The sequence below is a fragment of the Actinomyces vulturis genome (assembly GCF_001687305.1).
GTDB lineage: Bacteria > Actinomycetota > Actinomycetes > Actinomycetales > Actinomycetaceae > Actinomyces > Actinomyces vulturis.
Genome location: NZ_LZRK01000004.1, coordinates 392528 through 414306, shown reverse-complemented (window position 1 = coordinate 414306; position 21779 = coordinate 392528). Strand labels below are relative to the sequence as shown.

The following is a 21779-nucleotide window of genomic DNA, read 5'->3' as shown; positions in this document are numbered from 1 at the left end:
AAAGTGAGTTGATCATGGCAGAAATGTTCCACGACGAAGACGCAGACCTCTCCGTCATCCAGTCAAAGAAGGTCGCAGTTATCGGCTACGGTTCCCAGGGCCACGCCCACGCACTGAACCTGCGTGATTCCGGCGTTGAGGTGGTTGTTGGTCTCCGTGAAGGATCCAGTTCAACAGTGAAGGCCGAAGAGGCAGGCCTGACCGTCCTCCCCATTGCTGAGGCTGTTGCTCAAGCAGACGTGGTTGTTGTCCTGGCACCTGACCAGGTTCAGGCTCAGCTCTACACTGAGGAGATTGCTCCTCACCTTCGTCCTGGTAGTGCTCTGCTCTTCTCCCATGGCTTCAACATTCACTTTGGCTACATCAATGCTCCCGACGGTGTGGACGTCGTCATGGTTGCTCCTAAGGGCCCCGGTCATACTGTGCGCCGCGAGTTTGAAGCAGGACGTGGTGTGCCCGTTCTCGTCTGCGTTGAGCAGGATTCCTCCGGTCAGGCATGGCCCCTCGTGCTCTCCTACGCCAAGGCAATTGGTGGTACCCGTGCAGGTGCCATCAAGACCACCTTCCGCGAAGAAACTGAAACTGACCTCTTCGGCGAGCAGTCTGTACTTTGCGGCGGTGTATCCCAACTCATCCAGTACGGCTTTGAAACCCTTGTGGAAGCCGGCTACCAGCCCGAAATGGCTTACTTCGAGGTTTGCCACGAACTGAAACTGATCGTCGACCTCATTAACGAAGGCGGCATTTCTAAACAGCGCTGGTCCTGCTCTGACACCGCTGAATACGGCGACTACGTCTCCGGTCCCCGTGTTATTACCCCTGACGTTAAGGACCACATGAAGGATGTTCTGGCAGACATCCAGAATGGCTCCTTCGCTAAGCGATTCATGGACGACCAAACTAGTGGTGCAGAAGAATTCCTTCGCTTGCGCAAGGCTGGCGAATCCCATCCGATCGAAACCACAGGCCGTGAAGTACGTTCTCTGTTTGCGTGGCGCCAGGATCTTGACTCCGACTACCACGAAGGCAGCGTTGCACGCTGATCGATAGCACTTTTATGCTGAGCACTTTTCCTTCATGATGAACACAGTGCTCAACAGTTGAGTGTCAGGAGGGGCCGTCGCCGTGAGGTGACGGCCCTCCTCATATCTCACATCACCGTCACATTTCCCACAACAGCGGTAAGGTTCCACTATGAGCGACAATGAATCGACCACCCTGACCCCGCTAGCACAAGCAGCAAGTATCCCTGTCCCACCCGCCGACGAACTCGCCGGTCGATTCCCCCTTCACCCCAATCCCACCCCGGTCACTGACCAGCAGCGTGAAGAACACCTGGCCAGCCTCTCCTTCGGCACAGTCTTTAGCGACCATATGGCTTATGCTCGCTTCACCGACGGCCAGTGGCAGAGCCATAGCGTGGTGCCCTACGGTCCTATCGCTTTGTCCCCAGCAGCATCAGTGCTCCACTATGGCCAGGAGGTTTTCGAAGGTATTAAGGCCTACCGTCATGAAGACGGTTCCATCTGGACCTTCCGCCCCCGCTACAACGCCGCCCGTTTTAACGCCTCAGCACGTCGCCTCGCTCTACCTGAACTTTGCGAAGATGACTTCGTAGCCTCTCTGGTGGACCTGGTCCGTGCCGATGCCCAATGGGTTCCTTCCGCTCCCGGCTCCAGTCTGTACCTGCGTCCCTTCATGTTCGCTTCTGAAGCATTCCTCGGTGTTAAGCCTGCGCATACCGTTGATTACTACGTAATTGCCTCGCCTTCCGGCGCCTACTTCAAGGGTGGCTTTACCCCTGTATCTATTTGGGTGACCACCGATTACCACCGTGCAGGACGCGGTGGAACCGGTGCAGCCAAGACCTCCGGCAACTACGCAGCCTCTCTGCTTCCTCAACAGCAGGCTTATGACAATGACTGTGACCAGGTGTGCTTTCTTGATGACGTCACCCAGACCACTATTGAAGAACTGGGCGGCATGAATCTCTTCGTTGTGGACACAGACGGCACAATTCGCACCCCCCGCTTGACCGGAACCATTCTCGAAGGCGGAACCCGCAGTGCCATCATCACCCTGCTCACCAGCAAGGGCTACACGGTGAAGGAAGACACGATCATCCTGTCCGAACTCACCGCCCAGCTTCAGGCTGGAACCATCGCTGAAATCTTCGCTTGTGGAACGGCTGCTGTGGTGACCCCCGTAGGCCGACTCAAGAGCGAAACCTTCGACCTTGAGGTACCGGTCGGTGAGCTGACTCCTCAGATCCACCGGACACTGACCGATATTCAGTACGGCCGCGTGGAAGATCCCTTCGGTTGGATGTACAAGATCTGCTGAACGGCACAATTCGTTGCATTGCTCGCGTGGATTGCGCGATTCCTCGCTCTGCTTACGGTGACTTACACCGTGGCAGGGCGAGGACCAAACAGAGCCTGGCCTACGCGTACCTGAGTGGAGCCTTCAGCGATTGCCCATTCCACATCATGAGTCATGCCCATGGATAGTTCGGTGCACTGCTCTGTTCCTTCATGAGAGGTCTGGCGAATTTCCGTTACTAACTCACGTAACTGAGCGTATCCCGTACGGACAGCCAACTCGTCGTTACTGTTTAGGCCAACGGTCATCAGCCCACGAAGGCGTAGGTGGGGGAGTGCAGCAATCTCACAAGCTGCGTCGAGAGTAGCCGAAGGAAGAAAACCTGACTTCGTCTCTTCACCCGACACATTGACCTGAATAAGGACATCCAACTTCGTATGAGCGCCAATCATTAGTACCTGGGCAGTATCGTCCGTCAAGGATTCAGTATTTGCGCGCTCAATCCCATCATTTACCTTATGGGCAAGACGGAGAGAGTCCAGGGAATCAAGAGCCGAAGCCCACCGCAGCATCTTGCTGACTTTATTTCTCTGCAACGGGCCAATGAGATGCATCCGATGGGCTGGGAGATCAGAAGCACAAAGAGCTGGTCCACCAGCAACCAACTCATTGACACGGTTATGACCGAGGTTGACGATACGTTCAGGGCGCAGTGCAGACATCACACGTATCACCTGAGCAATATCAGCGTCATTTTGCGTTTTCACCGCGGCTAACACATCAACACTTCCCTCTGGGCGGCCGGCTGATGCGGTTGCCTCCTCAACACGGTCAAGGAGAGCACTCACACGGTCACTGATATTGCTGTTCATCATTCTCAATATAGGCTGTTTGACACTTGTCATGCCAAACTGGCTAATACCAGACTGCGGGAGTTTCTTATGGGGCTAAGCCGTTTGATACTGGTCATGCCAAACCGGCCAACACTACAAGGCTCGCAACACTACTTGTGTTGAGCAGTAGTGAGACTTGGGACGTGATCGTAGAGTGCATCAATTTCGTTAGCAAAACGCTTTACCGCTTCGGCACGGCGGACTTTCAACGAGGGAGTAAGTAGACCGTTATCGACAGAGAAATCACCAGGAAGAACCGTGAAGGTACGGATGGACTCTGCTCGGGAAACTACTTCGTTGGCACGTGCCACGGCACGTTCCAACGCCTCACGAACACGAGGATCCGTGGTCGCTGCAACGGGATCTAAATCCTCAATCCCGTGGCTTGCCAACCAGAGGGGAAGAATTTCCGTATCAAGTGTGACAAGAGCACCAATACAGGGACGATTATCGCCCACGACAAGTACCTGGCTAACTAATGGGTGGCCGCGCAGACGATCTTCTAAAACAGCAGGAGCAACATTCTTACCACCAGCTGTCACAATGATTTCTTTTTTACGACCAGTAATGTGCAGCATACCGCGCTCATCAAATGAACCAATATCACCGCTTCGGAACCAGCCATCATTAGTGAAGGATTCCTGTGTTGCATCTGCATTGTTATGGTAGCCACGGAAAATACCGATGCCCTTGATGAGGATTTCACCGTCATCATCGATACGAACGCTGACACCAGGAACGCACGGTCCAACACTGCCGACTTCAGTACGAGTCGGCAGGTTAATGGTGACTGGCGCAGCAGTTTCAGTTAGGCCGTAGCCTTCGAGGAAAGTCATACCACAACCACGGTAGAAGTGGCCTAGACGTTCACCTAAGGGACCGCCACCAGAAATAACGAATTTGGTTTTACCTCCCATTAGTGAGCGGAGTTTGGAATACACCAGTTTGTCTGCCATTGCGTGCTGAGCGCGCAGAGCCTTGGACGGGCCAAGCGGAGTATCGAGCGCACGGGAGTATGCAATAGCGGTTTTGGCGGCGAAGCGGAAAAGTTTTTGTTTGGAGCCAGAGTTGCGAGCGTCGGCGGCATTGTAAATTTTTTCAAAGACGCGAGGTACAGCAAGTACAAAGGTGGGCTGGAAACTCGATAAGTCCGCGATGAGGTTTTTAACATCCGGAGCATGTCCCATCACCCCATTGGGGGAGACCACTACAAGCATTTCAACAAAGCGAGCGAAAATATGTGCCAGAGGTAGGAAGAGCAGGGTCCGCACTTCCTTGCCCATCATCACTTCAGGAACACGAGCACACCCTTGGTAGCACAGGCCAACAAGGGAACCATGGGTGAGTTCCACTCCCTTAGGACGCCCTGTAGTGCCGGAGGTATAGACGATGGTGGCAAGATCATCGGCGTGGAGACTGTTCGCGCGCTGATTGAGTACACGCTCAGGAACGTCTTTTCCTTCTGTCATGAGCTCAATTACGGCGAACTTTGCCAGGCTTAACACATCTAGATGAGGTAAAGACTGAGCGATTTGGCGTGCCTGCATTTCCATCGCCTCGTTTTCTACGATGATGAGGCGAACATCGGCATCCTTGAGGATCCATTCCATCTGTTCTAGTGAACTGGTCTCATAAATGGGAACGACGACGAGTCCCGCCTCCCAGCAAGCAAAATCGAGTAGCGTCCACTCGTAACTCGTGTGAGCCATGATGGAGACGCAATCTCCTGGTTGTAGACCACGAGCGATCAGACCCGAAGCCACTTCACGTACTTCGAGACGGAACGCTTGAGCGCTCATATCGCGCCACCGTTTACCCAGGGACGCTTTCTTGGCAATGAGTGCGCCTTTGGGATTATTCCGCACACGTTCAGATAGGGCCCATGGGCCCGTCATTTTGTCATGCATGGGCACAGCAAGTTCAGTAGAGAACTCGCGAGCCTGGGTGGCGTCAGTACGCGGGGGAGGGGGAACCTCTGCGGGAGAAGAGACTTTGTGTGCTGGGCCCGAAGGATGCTCAGTTTGTGCCATATCGTAATTTTGCCTGACAGACAAGACTGAAAAGATAGGCAACTTGTCCAACAAGTCCTTACAGATTGTGGAGGAACCTTACTAAGCCTGAGTGTCTTTTTCCGAGGGACCTGCCTGAACCGACGAGTAAATGTCCTTCACAGCGTCAGCATGGGCTTTCATCACGGCCTGGCGCTTGACCTTCAATGATGGAGTAAGTAGACCGTTAGCCTCAGTGAAATCAGTGGTCAAGATGCGATAGGTGCGAATCGATTCAGCACGAGAAACTGCCTTATTGGTTCGCGCCACGGCGCGATCCAGAGCCGCAAGAACCTCAGGATGAGACGATGCTTCAGCAACGGTCATATCGGGAAGACCATGGTTACGAAGCCACTGAGGAAGCATTTCTGGATCCAAAGTGACCAACGCAGCGATGAACGGTTCACCATCACCAATCACCATGACTTGGCTGACTAAGGGGTGGCCACGTAAACGATCTTCAAGGATGGCAGGGGCAACGTTCTTCCCACCGGCAGTGACGATGAGTTCTTTCTTACGACCCGTAATTTTCAGGTAACCATCGTCATCGATGGTTCCGATATCACCGGTTTTAAACCATCCATCCTCAGTGAATGACTCACGAGTGGCTTCTTCGTTGTTGTGATAACGAGAGAACACGCCAAGGCCGCGGACATAAATCTCACCGTCGTCAGCCACACGAATGGAGTTACCGCACACCGGCGGGCCTACGGTTCCGATCTTGGACAGACGATCTGTGTTCACGCAAGCGGGGCCGATAGTTTCGGTGAGACCGTAGCCTTCAAGAATGCTCAGACCAATACCGCGGTAGAAATGACCGAGACGTTCCCCTAAGGGACCGCCGCCAGAAATAGCGAATTTTGCGCGAGGACCGAGGAGGGCACGAATCTGGCGATAAACGAGACGATTTGCTGTTTTGTGTGCAATGCGGAGAGAACGTGAAGGGCCATCCTGGCTATCTAAGGCGCGGGAGTATTCAATAGCTACCTTGGCAGCCCAACGGAAAGTTTTTAGGCTCATGCCGCTTCCGGCTTTAGCGTCGGCGGCGTTGTAAATCTTTTCAAACACGCGGGGAACTGCCAGAACATACGTAGGAGCAAAACTTTGTAAGTCAGGCAGCAGAGTGCGCGCATCGGGGCAGTGGCCTAGTACGCCGTCGCCTGCTACTGCGAGGAGTTGAAGAAAACGGGCGTACACGTGAGCCAAAGGCAGGAAAAGCAAGAGACGGATTTGTTCACCTGCTAGGACCTCAGGGAGCCAGTCGATACCGTTGGTTGCAAGAGCTGCGGCATTGCGGTGGGTCAGTTCAACCCCCTTGGGCCGCCCTGTGGTTCCTGAGGTGTAGACGATGGAATACACATCATCGGCGCATAATGCCTGAGCACGTTCATGTGCTGCACGTTGACTGACAGTAGTACCGGCTGCGGCAATGCAACTTAAACCATCAGAATCTAGTGCGTAAATGTGTTGGAGAAGAGGAACATTTTTGGCGACCGAATGGGCGATCTGTGCCATGGCGCCGTTCTCCGTGATGATGACACGGACAGCTGAATCGCGAACGATCCATTCGATTTGTTCAGCAGAACTAGTTTCGTAAATGGGGACGCTGATCAGGCCTGCTTGAGCGATGGCCATATCAAGCGCGAACCATTCGTATGACGTGTGGGCCATGATGCCTACACGTGTACCTGGTTCGAGCCCTAGGCCGATGAAACCACAAGCCAGGCGCATGACTTCATCCATAAATGTTTGAGCGCTGACTTTGCTCCAGGTGCGCCCGAGTGAGACTTTTCGTTCGACGATCGTTCCGTGGGGATTACGAGACACGCGCTCAGCAAGCATCCAAGGAACAGTCCACGATGACTGTGGGTTCTTGGTGATCGGGCTGGTGGATACCTGTGCGGATGGATCAAAACTCACCGTTTCATTCTGCCAGGTTTTTCGTTGGAAGGTGGGTCTAAAGAAACGCAGACCTTAACGTTAGATTTTAGAGGAATCCTCAGTAGAAAAAGGATGGAACTTTTGTTGTTGTAAGGAGTTCATCCAACTTAGCCACTCTTCAGCAATTTGTGTTTTTGAGAAATGGGTGGACGCCTGGAATGCTCGTTCTTGTAGTTCTGTCAATAGATTATCATCTGCTAGTAGGTTGGATAATAAGTTTTTGAAGGCTAGTTCGTCATTATTGGGAACAAGAGTGCATGCTCCTAATCCCTCCAAAAGTCTCATGCCGGGAGAAATATTGAAAGCGATGGTTGGAACGCCAAACGTAGAAGCTTCGATAATTGTCATTGGGAGTCCTTCTGTTGATGATGTATTAAGGGACAAAGAAGTGCGTTCTAATATATCTTCGACGTTTTCGGTGAACGGGTATAATTTAACTTGATCCTCAGCATTCAATGTTTTGATTATCCCTAAGATCCTTTCTTTTTCTTGTCCATCACCATAGAGGTGCAGTTCCCATTCGTTGTTCGTGTTACTTTCGGTAAAAAGTTTTATCATTAAATCTAATCGTTTTTCTCCGGATAGTCTGGAGAAAATTGAGATCACTTTTTTATCTCGTTTTGGTAAGGAATTTGGGCGACTGAATCGTGATGGATTAATAAAATATTTAGAATCATTAGAAAAAAAACTTGAGAAATCTTTTGCGTCTTCGTATGTTAAGCACGTGAAGGCGTCAGTATGCCTTTGTGCTCGCCTAAAAACTTCGGGAAGTGACTTGTTGCGGTAAAGGACCTTAAATTCTGAATGGTGTTGCAATATTGAGACTGCCGGAAGTTTGGATGGGTCGATCCCATTTTCTAAGAATTCAATTACGGGAGTGTTGGTGGTGAATATTAGTGCGGAGTTTTTTTCGATGTTATTTGCAAAATGGTTTACTTTTTTTCTAAATTTTGACTTTGCGGTCTTTTTCTTAATGAAATTTAAAGGAAGACTTATTTTGCTGCTTGTTGTCTTGATTGGGTAGCGCAGTAGAGTTTCGTGTTTTGAAAATGTAGTTGTTGGGATAACTGCTTGTCGCGTTCCTGGGTATAGGGAAACGTGTTCGACGTCGATGCCTATGTTTGCGAAGCCCTGGGACAGTGTTTCGACAGCCGTTGATCCTCCGCTAAATTCAGGGATTCTCAAGGCGATGAAATAAACTTTTTGGATTGTCATAATTGTTATCTTCGTAGATCATTGGGGGCAAACCCAATGATACAACGAAGGTTTTAGTTCAGGCGGGAGTGGCTGTCGTACGGTGCATGTCCTCAAATGTTGTTGCGGTTATTTATATGTCACAAAAGTGTCACAATAAGCCATAGGCGTCGTGAGGTATGACACTATAGATGAGTCACAGTCGACGCGCGTCGACAACTGATTTTCATCCACCGCTCTCAACGGTCAGTTGATGAAAAACAGCCCGTGCCCGAACCGAACCGCCCCACGAGGGACTCTTCGCGCCGAGTACGCCTAGCGCACAGTCATGTTTCAAGGAGGAAACTTTCATGGCCACATCATTACCTCGCCGCCGCTTTATACAAGCCAGCGCAGCAACCGCGTTGTTGGCGACTTTAGCCGCCTGTGGTGGATCTAAAGACCACTCTAGTGACGCTCCCGCTTCCCCCCAATCTGCTGAATTTGAGGGAACCGGTCCTATCACCTGGGTTCAGGGGAAAGACTTCTCCGGCGGCAAGGTCCAGGCACGCCTCGATGAGTGGAACAAGGAAAACCCCGGTGAAGAAGTTACTCTCATCGAACTCTCCTCTGAAGCTGACCAACAGCGTCAGTCCTTAGTGAATAACGCGCAGACTAACTCTGACGCATACGACGTTATTAGCTTGGATAACGTGTGGGTTGCTGAATTCGCAGCCAACCAGTGGGTAATGCCTCTTCCTGCCGAGGAGTTGAAGAACAATGACATCATTGATGCCGTTTACAACACTGGCGTGTACCGTGACGTGCTTTACGGTATGCCTTTCGCTACAGACGCACCCATGATGTATTACCGCAAGGATTTGCTGGAGCAGGCCGGTGTCAAGGTTCCCACTACCTGGGATGAAGTCAAGACCGCTATTGATGCAGTTCGTAAACTTCCCGGACACGAAAACATTGGTGGATTCGGCGGCCAATGGGCAAAATATGAAGGTTTGACCTGCAACATCTCTGAATTCATTCACACATGCGGTGGTGGCTTCTACAACGATAAGGGTGACGTCATCATCAACTCTCCTGAATCCATCAAGGGCCTGCAAACAGCCATGGATGGATTTAAAGACGGCATCATTCCTCAGGCCGCATTGGAATGGAAAGAAGAAGACGGACGTAATGCTTTCGAATCGGACCAACTTCTTTTCTATCGTCAATGGCCATACGAATACGGTTCAGATCTTGAAGCCCTAGGCGTGGAAAAATTCGGTGTGGCTCCATTACCGTCGATCAACGGCAATGCCTATGTCCCCACCCTCGGAGGACATAACTGCGCCATTTCCAAGGATTGCAAGAACAAAGCCACGGCATTGAAGTTTATTCAATGGTGGACAAGCAAAGAATCTGAAGAATACGCATTGAAAGAGCAAAGTCTTGCTCCAATTCTCGGGGAACTGTACACCGAAGAAGAAAATGTTCAACAGTTCCCTTATCTGCCGGTACTTAAAGATTCATTGGATGATGCGAAGGGACGCCCCCGTGTAGTCAATTACGGTGACGTCACTGCCGCTATTCAGGATGCTATCTACCCAGCAATCAAGGGTGAGACCACCGCTGAAGAAGCAATCAAGGATCTCGAATCCAAACTGAAGGCCGTTAGCGCCTGATTACGTGCATCAGAACAACGTCATGGTGGGTCGTAGGAGGCCTACGATCCACCATGACTTAGTTCGTTGCGTCCAAATTTCACCATAAAACCCAAGGAACCTCATGAGTACAATGACGTCCTCACCCCTGGTTCGACGGGGACGGTCCAAGAGTGCGAAGGCTCAAAGTCGACTCGCCGCACTCCTCGTAGCACCCACCATCCTCGTGCTTAGCATCGTCATCATTGTCCCCGTCTTCCAATCCCTTAATCAGTCCCTCTACGGCAAAGCAGGACTGGACCCCAAGACTGGCTTCGTTTCCAAAACAGAACCATTCGTTGGACTTTCTAACTACACTGACATTTTCACTTCCTCAGGTGACCGCTTTTGGACAGCTTTCTACAACACCACCCTATTTGGTGTTGTCACTGTTGCCCTCGAAACCATCCTCGGTGTATCCATGGCGCTGATCATGCATAAAGCCATGAAGGGACGCGGGGTGGTTCGCGCAGCCATCCTCGTTCCCTGGGCGATTCCCACTGCGGTATCTGCGATCTTGTGGGGCTGGATCTTCAACCAGAACGGTGTAGCCAATGCCATCCTCGGCCAGCACATCATGTGGGCCTCAGGCGACTGGTCAGCAAAGTGGGCCATCATCATCGCCGACGTCTGGAAAACTGCACCGTATATTGGTCTTCTTACCCTTGCAGGCCTCCAAGTCATCCCTGATGAGGTCTACGAAGCAGCGAAAATTGACGGCGCCAACGCCTGGAAACGCTTCGTGTCCATCACGCTTCCTTTGGTTAAACCAGCCCTTGTGGTGGCAGTACTTTTCCGCATGCTCGATGCCATGCGAATGTTCGACCTGCCCTACATTTTGATTGGCCCGCGCAAGGGCAGCGTCGAAACCCTCTCCATGCTCGTCCAAGACGAAGCATCCAACCTCCGCTACGGAAGTGCTGCAGCCTACGCCCTCATCCTCTTCCTCTACGTCTTCATCATCGCCGTTGCCTTCGTCAAGATCCTCGGCGCAGACCTCGTGGGAGATTCACGCAAGGGAATCAAGAAGGGACACAAACTCCCACTCAGCGCTTTCTTCAAGCGCTCAAAACCCGCTGGAGCCGTTGCTCACGATGACCAGAGCACCGAGAAGGAAAGGGGCCGTTCATGAGTGCCGCAACTGTAAGCGCCGAAACTTACACAGTTCACCAAAAGAATGACTGGAAAGCCAAAATCTTCCCCAGCATCGGCATTGGACTTATTGTCATCTACTGTCTGGCCCCCTTCTACTGGATGGTTGTCTCATCCTTGCGTCCAGACTCAGAAATCTTCGATAACTCCTGGTGGCCAGCAAACCCCACCTTCGACAACTATGCTGCAGTCTTCTCAGCAAAAAACAACTTCGCCCACGGCTTGCTCAACTCCACTATCGTCTCCGTTGCCGTGACGATCATCGCCCTGCTTGTTGCCACCTTTGCCTCCTACGCACTGGCACGCCTGGAGTTCCGTGGCAAGACCCTCCTGTTGTTCCTCGTCATCGCCACCTCGATGTTCCCGCTCGTGGCCATCATCGTGCCGCTGCTGAAAAACTTCTCTGAGTGGGGCTGGATTAACACCTACCAGGCCATGATCATCCCCGATTTGTCTTTCTCCTTACCTCTGGCGGTATGGAATCTGACGAGTTTCTTCCGTCAAATGCCTCAAGAACTTGAGCAGGCAGCGATGGTGGATGGCTGCACACCCGCACAGGCATTCCGCAAGGTCATCCTGCCTATCGCTGCTCCCGGCATTTTCACCACCGCCATCATCATCTTCATCGGTGCATGGAACGAATTCCTTGTGGCCGTGACAATGATTAATGACCCAACAATGCAGCCGGCCACCGTGCTACTCAGTAAGTTCACCGGCGCTAGTCAGTTCAACACCCCATTCGGTTCTCAGATGGCCGCTGGTGTGGTGATGACTATTCCGCTGGTCATCATGGTGCTCCTCTTCCAACGTCGTATCGTTGCTGGCCTAGCCGCAGGTGGTGTGAAATGACTGTCACTCAACCGCCCCTATCACACCCCGATGCATGGTGGCGTGATGCCGTGTTCTATCAGATCTATCCCCGCTCGTTTGCTGACGCTAACGGCGATGGCATGGGAGATCTCTCAGGCATCATCGACAAAGTTCCGTATCTCGAGTCACTAGGTATCGACGCCGTATGGCTATCTCCTTTCTATCCTTCACCGGGAGTCGATGCGGGCTACGACGTAGCTAACTATTTCGATATCGCCCCAGAATTTGGCACCCTCGACCAGGCCGACCAACTCATTGCTGCCCTCCATCAGGCAGGAATCAAGGTGGTGATCGATCTGGTACCTAACCACACCTCATCGGAGCATGAATGGTTCCGCCAGGCTTTGGAAGCTGGCCCCGGATCGCCAGAGAGGGAGCGCTACCACTTCCGCTACAGCGACGATGGAATGCCCAATAACTGGGGCAGTCTTTTCGGAGGTTCAGCGTGGGCGAGCGTGCACGAACTGACCGGTAAGGAAGAAGACCGCCACTGGTATTACCTGCACCTCTTTGCTCCCGAACAACCGGACGTAAACTGGGACCACCCTGACGTTCATGAGCACTTCGAACAATTTCTCCGTTTCTGGTGCGTTCGAGGAATTGACGGGTTTCGTGTTGACGTCGCTCATGCCTTGGTTAAGGCCCCTGGATTGCCTGATGACGACGTGGGCCCCGACCGCTGGCAGGTACTCGACCCGGATGAAGAAGTCGAGAAGCAACCTGACAGTGGCCCAGCATTCAACCAGCCCGGTGTGCATGAGATTTATCGCCACTGGCGCGCGGTGCTCAATGACTACGGTGAGGACAAACTTCTCGTGGCCGAAGCCTGGGTGGAGCCTGCCAGTGAATTGGCGAACTACGTGCGCTCTGACGAAATGAGCCAAGCATTCAATTTTCCCTTCCTTAAAGCAGGATGGGACGCCCAGGCCATGCGGCACGTCATAGATGAAACCATGGAAGCCAACGCTGCCGTAGGAGCTCCCACCACCTGGGTACTGTCCAACCATGATGTGGTACGCCATGCAACTCGATTCGGCTACCCATGTGGCACGGACATCGAACGCGGAATCGGCCCAGACGATCCGCAACCCGATGAGGAACTGGGCCTGCGGCGAGCAAGGGCAGCGACACTGTTTATGCTTGCCCTGCCCGGCAGCGTCTACCTCTACCAGGGTGAAGAACTCGGGCTTCCTGAGCACACCACTGTTCCGCCTGAGGCCCGTCAGGATCCCAGTTGGTTCCGAACGGACGGTGTGGTGCGTGGCCGCGACGGCTGTCGTATTCCGCTGCCGTGGAGTGCACAGGGACCGGCCTACGGATTCAATGAGACCGGGCAGAGTTGGCTGCCGCAACCGGCTGATTGGGGGCGCTTTGCTCCCGAGCAGCAGGACGATTCAGCGTCCACTCTGTTGATGTATCGTGCAGCGCTCGCCTTGCGTGCGCGCCTGAGCCTTGGACGAGGAGAACTGCAGTGGGTGGAGGCGCCCGACGGAGTCCTCGCATTCGACAATGGCGAGCACCGCATTATTCTCAACGTCACTGATGAGGAACAGAGCATCCCCGCCACTGGCTCGGTCATTATGACCTCATGGGCTGGAGTCGTCTCAGATCAGGATGCTGACCCGTGCCGCTGGGATACGGACACCGTGACCGTTCCCGCCAACGGGTGCGTGTGGATCGAGAAATAGCACCATGGTTCCCGTGACACGAGCACAAGTCGCCCGTGAAGCCGGTGTGTCACCATCAACTGTCACTTATGTGCTCACCGGTGCACGCTCCACATCCCTGGAGACTCGTCAACGTGTCCTCGATGTGGTTGAACGCTTGGGGTATAAGCCGAATGCCGCCGCGGGAACCCTCGCGGCGCGCTCGGTGCGTACTGTGGGAGTCCTTTTCCGTTACTACCGTTCTGCCATTGACATGAACGATCTGGCTTATGTCAACGGTGTTCGTCGCAGTGTGGAAACTCGGCACATGAGCGTGGTTTTACCTGTGCCGGACCCATTGGACACGGATGAGTGGTTGCGGACGCTCGTGCGCTCGCGAGGCATTGATACGGCCATCCTCATGGACGTGACCACTGATGACGAGCGTGAGGCCATTCTTCTTGATGAAGAAGTACCGACCGTTTTAATTGGTACCTCAGGGCGTTTGGGTGGCGCTCCAGGTGTGGATGCAGATTTCTCTGCCATGGCACTGGACGGAATGAAGCACCTTGCACGCTTGGGACATAGGCGAGTCATTGCGGTGATGCGTGATGTGGAATGCGATGAAGTCCATGCCCACCATGCTCAGTTCGATGCCGTAAAAGACGCAGCACGTGCGTGCGGACTTGACCTTATTGTCCGTGCTGTCGCCGATTCTCCGCGCCAGGCTGTGGGAGTCGTTGAGAAGGGTGGTCTTATTGAGGGTGCAACGGCAATTGTCACCAATACGCCAGTAGCTATCAGTGGCGTTGCTTGTGCTGCTGCCGCAAGAGGCCTGAGCATCCCCAATGATTTCTCTATGATTTCTCTGGGGGTTTCTGAGGCATTCGGCCTTGACCCGGCACTTCGCGTTACTGAATACAGCGTGGATCGCAGTGCCATGGGCCACGCAGCAGGCGAAGTTCTTCTAGCAATGGTGCGAGGCGAACCTTATGAGCATCACACCGTGCGCCCAGCTCTTCTTCATTCCGACTATTCCACTGCTATCCCGCCTAGGCGCTAATTAGAAAGGCAGGCACAGCCGTGAGCAAAAACGGTGGGGGGCCTCCGCGAATGCGGAGGCCCCCCACCGAGTTGTTATGACCCAGCCATTACTTACTTCTTGGCGGGGGCTTCACCGAGCTCGGAGGAAACCACGCGCACGGGGCCGGATTCTTCATCGCGGCGCTCGGCAATAGCGACCTTGAACTCATGAGTGATCTTGGCGGCCTGGATAAGGTCAGCGCGTACGCGCTCAATCAAGGAAGCAACTGCTTCATCGACCTCAACGGAGACGTTAATCAGCGGGGTGCGCTGGCTCGTCTTAGCCTCGGATTTAATCTTGCGCAACACGGTTAGCGCCGCGCCGGCGATGCTCACCAGGTCATGCTCGCTATCGCAATCCTCAATGGCAAGATCCTTACGCAACTCCTCAGCATTGGGCCAAGGAGCACGGTGAACACTGCCAGTACGGTACCAACTCCATACCTCTTCAGTGACGAAGGGGAGGAAAGGAGCAAACAGACGGACGAAGGTGTCCACAGCAATGGCCAATGCGGTACGGGCGGAGCGAACTCCAGCCTCATCCTGGGTACCATCAGAATTGGTAGCACGGTCCTTGACCAGTTCGATGTAGTCATCGCAGAAAGTCCAGAACAGAGACTCAGTCATCTCCAGGGCGCGAGCGTGCTCGTAACGCTCGAATGCTGCCGTAGCGCCTTCAACAACCTTGGCAAGCTGAGCCAGCATCGCTTTATCCACGTCCACGGTTACGTCAGACACAGTGAGGTTCGGTGCCGGTGCAGCAGCCTTGGTGGCTTCATCAGCATCCCAGGGGATACCCATGGACAGGGCGAACTTGGATGCGTTAAGGACCTTGATGGCAAGGCGACGGCCGATCTTGATTTGGCTTTCTTCGAAAGCGGGGTCAAGACCAAGACGAGCAGATGCTGCCCAGTAGCGCACAGCGTCGGAACCGTACTTGTCCAGCAGGCCCTGCGGTGTGACCACGTTGCCCTTGGACTTGCTCATCTTCTTGTGGTCCTTGTCTAGGATCCAACCGGAGATGCCAGCGTTCTTCCAAGGCAGCGCGCCGAATTCGAGGTTGGCGCGAACCACAGAACTAAATAGCCAGGTGCGGATGATGTCCTGGCCCTGGGGACGTAGGTCCATGGGGTAGACGCGGTTGAACAGATCTTCATCATGCAGCCAGCCACTGACGAGCTGAGGGGACAAGGAGGAAGTGGCCCACGTGTCCATAATGTCGAGTTCACCCACGAATCCGCCGGCCTGGCCACGCTGTTCTTCGGTGTAACCCTCAGGGACATCGGAGGAAGGATCGACAGGAAGAATGTCTTCACTGGGGGTGATGACCTGGTTGTAGTCCACTTCTCCGTTGGCGTCCACGGCATACCACAGTGGGAAAGGAACGCCGAAGAAGCGCTGACGGGAAATGAGCCAGTCATTGTTCAGACCCTTGACCCAGTTGTCATAGCGCACGCGCATGAAATCGGGGTGGAAGGATAGTTCCTGACCACGTTCAAGTAGTTCGCTGCGCAGATCCTTACCAGATGCGGGGTTTGTCCATTCCTTGCCGCCGTTGCGCACATACCACTGGCGGGAGGTGACGATTTCGAGGGGTTTATCGCCCTTTTCGAAGAAGTTGGTCTGGCGGATAGTCTTGGTGGGCTCGCCGCGCAGGTCGCCGGTTTCTTTCAGCGCCTCAACGAGTGCTTCGCGGGCAGAGAAGGCGGTCTTGCCTGCCATGGCTTCGTACATATCGACGCCGCGGGCATCAGTAATCCACTCAGGTGTCTCGGTCTCTAGACGGCCGTCCTTACGAATGATGGCGCGCAGCGGAAGATCCAGGTCACGCCACCAGTCGATATCCGTGGTGTCACCGAAGGTACAGCACATGGCGATACCCGCGCCTTTGTCCTTTTCGGCGGCGGGATGTGCTAAGACGGGCACCTCTACGCCGAAGATGGGGGAGGCCACGGTGGTGCCGAACAGGGGCTGGTAGCGTTCGTCATCGGGGTGAGCAATGAGTGCCACGCAGGCAGGCAGGAGTTCGGGACGAGTAGTCTCGATACAGACCTGTGCGCCGTTTTCGATGGGGGCGCCGGCGGCTTCAGCCTTGGCGGCAGCCTGCTTATCGGTCATGGTAAAGGCGAGGCGGTGGTAGAAGCCGGGGTATTCGCGACTTTCTAATTCAGCCTGGGCCACAGCGGTCTGGAAGGTAACATCCCACAGGCCGGGTGCCTGAGCCTGGTAGGCCTCACCGCGCTCGAGGTTACGCAAGAAAGCAGCCTGAGCGACCTTGCGTGCCTGAGTGCCGATGGTCTGGTAGGTGCGTGACCAATCAACAGATAGGCCGAGGTGGCGCCACAGGGCTTCGAATTGGCGTTCATCGTCAACGGTCAGGCGTTCGCACAGTTCCACGAAGTTCTGGCGGGAGATGGGCTTTTGGTCGCGTGCCTTGATGGACTTGCCATCGCCACCCTCGTGTGGGGGAACGAAGTCAGGGTCGTAAGGCAGGGTGGGGTCACAGCGCACGCCGAAGTAGTTCTGCACGCGACGCTCGGTGGGCAGGCCATTGTCATCCCAACCCATCGGGTAGAAGACGGATTTGCCGCGCATACGCTGGAAACGGGCGACGGTATCAGTATGGGTGTAGCTGAACACGTGGCCGACGTGCAGTGACCCGGAGACCGTGGGGGGAGGAGTGTCAATGGAGAAGACATCGTCACGATCGGCACTGCGATCGAATGCGTAAATCTGTTCCTCGTCCCATCGCTGGGTCCAGGTGGCTTCAAGTCCGTCAGCACTGACTTTCTCCGGAACGTGGGGAGTATGGGTGGTGCTGTCGATGAAGCGCTCACTGGCGGCATTAGTGTTGTGTTCAGGCATGGGGTGATTCTTTCATGACTACCTTGAATTGGTCACGGTGCTACGGTGACTTCATAGCGTAACGTGGCCGACGTCGCATAGTTACCTGTCAGGACTCAGGTCCTGTCATGTGGCGCTCGCCACCGATAGACTAGTTGGTACACCCGTACCACAATGGGGTGGTAGGGGTGGCAGGCACTCGCGGTACGAATCAAGGAGGCGTACACGCATGGATGAACATGCCAGCACAGTTGATAATGAGCGCACTAGCACAGGGCGCCACCTGGACTACCAGGCACGTATTCGTGAACTGACCGAACATGCTGGAGTGCTGACTCGCAAGAACACACACCTGGCCAGTGCGTTGCGTGCTGCCCGTCAAGAAATCGTCTCCCTCCACGATGATCTTGAGGCTCTCCAAGCGCCGCCACTGTCCCATGCCACAGTCCTTGACGTGCAAGTGACCGAACGTACTGCTGACGTGTCTATCGCTGGACGTAAACACCGGGTAAGCGTTGGTCCAGGTGTAGTAACCAGTACGCTGCGCCCCGGACAGGTGGTTGGTCTCAATGAGCGAATGGCATTGGTGCGCCTTATTGAGGGGCCTCGCCACGGCGATATTGTCACGGTCAAAGAAACATACGCTGACCACACCGTCTTAGTCATCGCTCGTCATGACGAAGAACAACTCCTTACCCTGAGCGATGATCTGCGGACGAACCCACCACGCGTAGGCGAAGCGCTCGTGGCTGATTTATCCACCAAAGTCGCCGTGCGGACCGTTGTCCGCGCAGAAATCGAAGAACTTACCCTCGCAACGATCCCCGATGTCACTTACGAGGATATCGGTGGCCTTGGTGAACAAATTGAGGCGATTCGCGACGCTGTGGAACTACCTTTTACGCATCCTGACCTTTACCGAGAACATCACCTCACGCCCCCACGAGGCGTTCTCCTTTACGGTCCACCCGGATGTGGAAAGACCCTCATCGCCAAAGCAGTGGCTGCATCCTTGGGGGAACACGATGGTGCTCACGGCTCCTACTTCCTCAATATCAAAGGACCTCAGTTACTCGATAAATATGTGGGTGAAACAGAACGCCGCATTCGCTTAATTTTTGAACGCGCCCGCTCCAAAGCGGCTAGTGGTGCAGTGGTCGTGATCTTTTTCGACGAGATGGACTCCCTATTCCGTACTCGTGGTTCTGGTAAGTCTTCTGACGTGGAAACCACTGTGGTTCCTCAACTACTTGCTGAAATTGATGGTGTCGATGAACTCGATAACGTCGTCATCATTGGTGCGACCAACCGGGAAGACATGATTGATCCGGCCATCATGCGTCCCGGCCGCTTGGACGTAAAAATTCATGTATCGCGCCCTGACCGTGCGGGTGCTGAACAAATAATGGGCACCTACCTTACCCCTGAGCTTCCCCTTGATGAGGAACTCGTGGCTCAGACAGGCTCGCCTTTTGGAGCAGCGCAGGCTCTGATTACTCATGCGTGTGACTTGCTGTATTCGCGTGCTCCCGAGATGGCAGTGATGGAAGTGACCTATACCGACGGGTCCACCGGTGTGCTCTATGTTGCCGATTTGATGAGCGGTGCCATCATCGCCAATATTGTCGACCGTGCAAAGAAATCAGCTGTGAAAGATTTTGTTGCCACCGGCCGTAAAGGCCTTCGCCTACACCACATGGACAACGCTGTATGGTCTGAAATTGAAGAAAGCGAAGCCACACGCACCACTGTGCATCCTGATGATTGGGCTCGCGTCAGTGGAACGAAAGGGACAGGGACGGGGCTAGGAATTGTGAGTACCCGGCCGCTTCACCCAACGCGGCCCACAAGCCTGAGCAGGGATGAAGCGATAGGAGAGGAAATCCAAGATGTCTCAACTCATCCTCGTGCCAAAACGTCAAAGATACTGGCCAGTCATGATGAGGCACATGATGAAAGCACTATCGATGTGAGCCTACGAGGACGTGATGACGATGTTCTCTAACGTCCACGATGTGCCCATTATCCTTGGCACAGAGAATGAATACGGCATCATCGGTGCGCAACCCATCGACATCACCCACGCTGCCTTGAAGGCAAGCGGCGCTAGCATTGACGGGCATGACGGCGTTGCCGTGCGCTGGGATTACTCCAGCGAATTACCTCTCAGGGATGCTCGTGGATTCACATTATCTCGTGACCAGGCCCACCCCTCCATGCTGACAGATGTTGAGGGTATGGATACCCCCGCCGGTCCCGTTCCTGGACGCACCGACGATGAAGAGCAGGTATCGCATCACCCTGAAATACATCATGAATTAAGCGTGCGACTAACCCACAGTGAAGAACAATTTCAACGTGGAAGCGCAAGTGCTATGGCAAATGGGGCACGCCTGTACGTCGACCACGGCCACCCCGAATATGCCACTCCAGAATGTTCAAGCCCCGCACAAGCCGTCCTTTATGACCGGGTGGGGGACCAACTCATGGGCCAGGCTCTTTCTTATCTTGCGATGGTCAACGGAACAGCGGACGACGAATACGACTCTGTCAACACAAACGCCGCTTCATCTTCGCCCCTTAGTGAAGCCAGGAAGGACACCGGCACGACGTCAGCCCCCCATCATGCTTCCAGGAAGCCAACTGCCAGGCTGTTCAAAAACAACGTTGATGGCAAAGGGGCTAGTTACGGAACACACGAGAACTATCTTGTCACTCGGGACGTATCATTTAACCACCTAGCGGAGGCGCTCATCCCATTCTTCGTCACCCGTCCCATCCTTGTGGGAGCAGGGCGCTGGGGAGTGGGGCAAATCAGTGAACACCAGTCTTTCCAAATTTCTCAGCGTGCCGACTACATCGAACAAGTGATGAGCCTAGGTACTACAGTTAATCGTCCCATTATCAACACTCGCGATGAGCCGCATACGGACCCCTCCAACTGGCGTCGTCTTCACGTCATTGTGGGAGATGCGAACGCATTCGATTCCATCACATGGTTACGCCTCGGTATGACTGCTCTGGTACTGACCGTCATCTCTACCGGGAAAGACAAACAGTTTACTTCGTGTGCGCTCGCGGACCCTGTGGATGCTTCTCACCGCGTCTCTCACGACCTCACCATTGCGCAGCCTCTTGATCTGGCAGACGGGCGCACTGCAACCGCCATCGACATCCAACGACATTACCTCCATGCAGTGGCAGAAGCATGGGGCGTTGAACTCGTCTCTGAAAATCCGAGTTCTTCTGGCCCTCATCACGTGCCTACTGCGATAGAACTGCCTGACCTAGAACGTTTTGCATTAGGAACCACGGCAACGTGGCATGAGGAAGCCATCGCACTGATCCATTTCTGGGATCAGTCACTAATGGCCCTCCAGGAACGCGCTTACGCCATTGCCCAAGGCGCTCATTCCATGAGTGCCGATCTTCCCGGGGGTCACCTTGAATGGGTTGCACGGGCTGCAATCATTAACGGAGCTCGAAGCCGTAGGGCCGCAAGCCCCTCGCAAGCCGATGCGGTAGCCGGCATGGTTGACCTGCTTTGGTCAGAACTCGGGAAAGAACAAGGGCTCGCCGCTAAGACTCCCCAAGGACAAGCTAACCACACTCTCTGGTCTCCTCACCTCCTGGCAGACGCCCAAGCCCGCCCACCACAGACCACCAGAGCATTCCTTCGGGGCTACCTTATCGACCATTTCCGGGACAATGTGGTGGCCGCAGGATGGCACAGCATCATCCTTGAAGTCTTCGACGCCCATCATTGGAGACTGCCACTTACCGACGTCCAATCCTACGGACGTGACCGCGTAGCTGAACTTCTCAACCCCAACAGCATCCAAGACACCATGGAAGCACTCACTGGAGTGCGGCCACCGGACCCTGGAACAGTTGAGCCATCACTAGAAGGGCAAGAACCTGACCGCGAGCTTCATCCTTTCTCACCCAGTGCCATCGCTCACCCACCGGTACATCGAAGCGCAGGAGGTGGGCCTATTGCTCCATACGACAATGAGCAATAGCGCCGTTAGCACGGTACTGACTACTAGTTACCCCCGCAACATGGCTAATCATGGCGAACCATCGCAACACAGCCACTATCGACAACAA

General features: G+C 54.2%; 14 protein-coding genes. 9 read left to right on the top strand and 5 right to left on the bottom strand.

What is annotated here, in order from left to right; translation table 11 throughout:
* The first annotated feature begins 11 nt into the window (after positions 1–11).
* Positions 12–1043, top strand: a complete 1032-nt coding sequence (gene ilvC / locus A9753_RS08590) for a ketol-acid reductoisomerase (protein WP_083090447.1) — start codon at positions 12–14, stop codon at positions 1041–1043.
* A 151-nt stretch (positions 1044–1194) separates the two neighbouring features.
* On the top strand, positions 1195–2343 hold the full coding sequence (locus A9753_RS08585; protein WP_067783234.1) for a branched-chain amino acid aminotransferase: 1149 nt from the start codon (positions 1195–1197) through the stop codon (positions 2341–2343).
* A gap of 62 nt (positions 2344–2405) precedes the next feature.
* On the opposite strand, the gene A9753_RS08580 is transcribed toward A9753_RS08585, so the two are convergent.
* From A9753_RS08580 to A9753_RS08565, 4 genes are all read right to left on the bottom strand, one after another.
* A complete protein-coding gene (locus tag A9753_RS08580) occupies positions 2406–3197 on the bottom strand; it encodes a YggS family pyridoxal phosphate-dependent enzyme (protein ID WP_176702770.1) in 792 nt (263 codons plus the stop codon).
* Positions 3198–3325: 128 nt separating this feature from the next.
* A complete protein-coding gene (locus tag A9753_RS08575; RefSeq protein WP_067783229.1) occupies positions 3326–5245 on the bottom strand; it encodes an AMP-dependent synthetase/ligase in 1920 nt (639 codons plus the stop codon).
* An 81-nt stretch (positions 5246–5326) separates the two neighbouring features.
* Entirely contained in the window at positions 5327–7183 is a 1857-nt protein-coding gene (locus tag A9753_RS08570) for an AMP-dependent synthetase/ligase (protein WP_067783226.1), read from the bottom strand.
* 60 nt (positions 7184–7243) lie between these two features.
* The gene (locus A9753_RS08565; protein WP_067783223.1) at positions 7244–8419 is read right to left on the bottom strand and encodes a glycosyltransferase; all 1176 of its coding nucleotides are present in this window, start codon (positions 8417–8419) and stop codon (positions 7244–7246) included.
* Positions 8420–8748: 329 nt separating this feature from the next.
* Here A9753_RS08565 and A9753_RS08560 point away from each other — a divergent pair, with 329 nt between their 5' ends.
* The 5 genes from A9753_RS08560 to A9753_RS08540 all read left to right on the top strand — a co-directional run bounded on the left by A9753_RS08560 (position 8749) and on the right by A9753_RS08540 (position 14805).
* Positions 8749–10056, top strand: a complete 1308-nt coding sequence (locus tag A9753_RS08560; RefSeq protein WP_067783220.1) for an ABC transporter substrate-binding protein — start codon at positions 8749–8751, stop codon at positions 10054–10056.
* A gap of 103 nt (positions 10057–10159) precedes the next feature.
* On the top strand, positions 10160–11206 hold the full coding sequence (locus A9753_RS08555) for a carbohydrate ABC transporter permease (protein ID WP_067783217.1): 1047 nt from the start codon (positions 10160–10162) through the stop codon (positions 11204–11206).
* Positions 11203–12075: a carbohydrate ABC transporter permease gene (locus A9753_RS08550; RefSeq protein ID WP_067783214.1), complete on the top strand. Its 873-nt coding sequence runs from the start codon at positions 11203–11205 to the stop codon at positions 12073–12075. The genes A9753_RS08555 and A9753_RS08550 overlap by 4 nt, the downstream gene beginning before the upstream one ends.
* Positions 12072–13784, top strand: a complete 1713-nt coding sequence (locus A9753_RS08545) for a glycoside hydrolase family 13 protein (RefSeq protein ID WP_067783211.1) — start codon at positions 12072–12074, stop codon at positions 13782–13784. Before A9753_RS08550 ends, A9753_RS08545 begins: the two co-directional genes overlap by 4 nt.
* 4 nt (positions 13785–13788) lie before the next feature.
* Positions 13789–14805, top strand: coding sequence for a LacI family DNA-binding transcriptional regulator (locus A9753_RS08540; protein WP_067783208.1), 1017 nt, complete (start codon positions 13789–13791; stop codon positions 14803–14805).
* A gap of 92 nt (positions 14806–14897) precedes the next feature.
* Here A9753_RS08540 and valS read toward each other — a convergent pair whose 3' ends face one another.
* Positions 14898–17690: a valine--tRNA ligase gene (gene valS, locus A9753_RS08535; protein WP_067783205.1), complete on the bottom strand. Its 2793-nt coding sequence runs from the start codon at positions 17688–17690 to the stop codon at positions 14898–14900.
* A 208-nt stretch (positions 17691–17898) separates the two neighbouring features.
* On the opposite strand from valS, the gene arc reads away from it, so the two are divergent.
* Positions 17899–19674 (top strand): proteasome ATPase, encoded by a 1776-nt coding sequence (gene arc, locus A9753_RS08530; protein WP_083090429.1) that lies wholly within the window; start codon positions 17899–17901, stop codon positions 19672–19674.
* Positions 19658–21691: a proteasome accessory factor PafA2 family protein gene (locus A9753_RS08525; RefSeq protein ID WP_218056755.1), complete on the top strand. Its 2034-nt coding sequence runs from the start codon at positions 19658–19660 to the stop codon at positions 21689–21691. Before arc ends, A9753_RS08525 begins: the two co-directional genes overlap by 17 nt.
* Positions 21692–21779 lie beyond the last annotated feature (88 nt).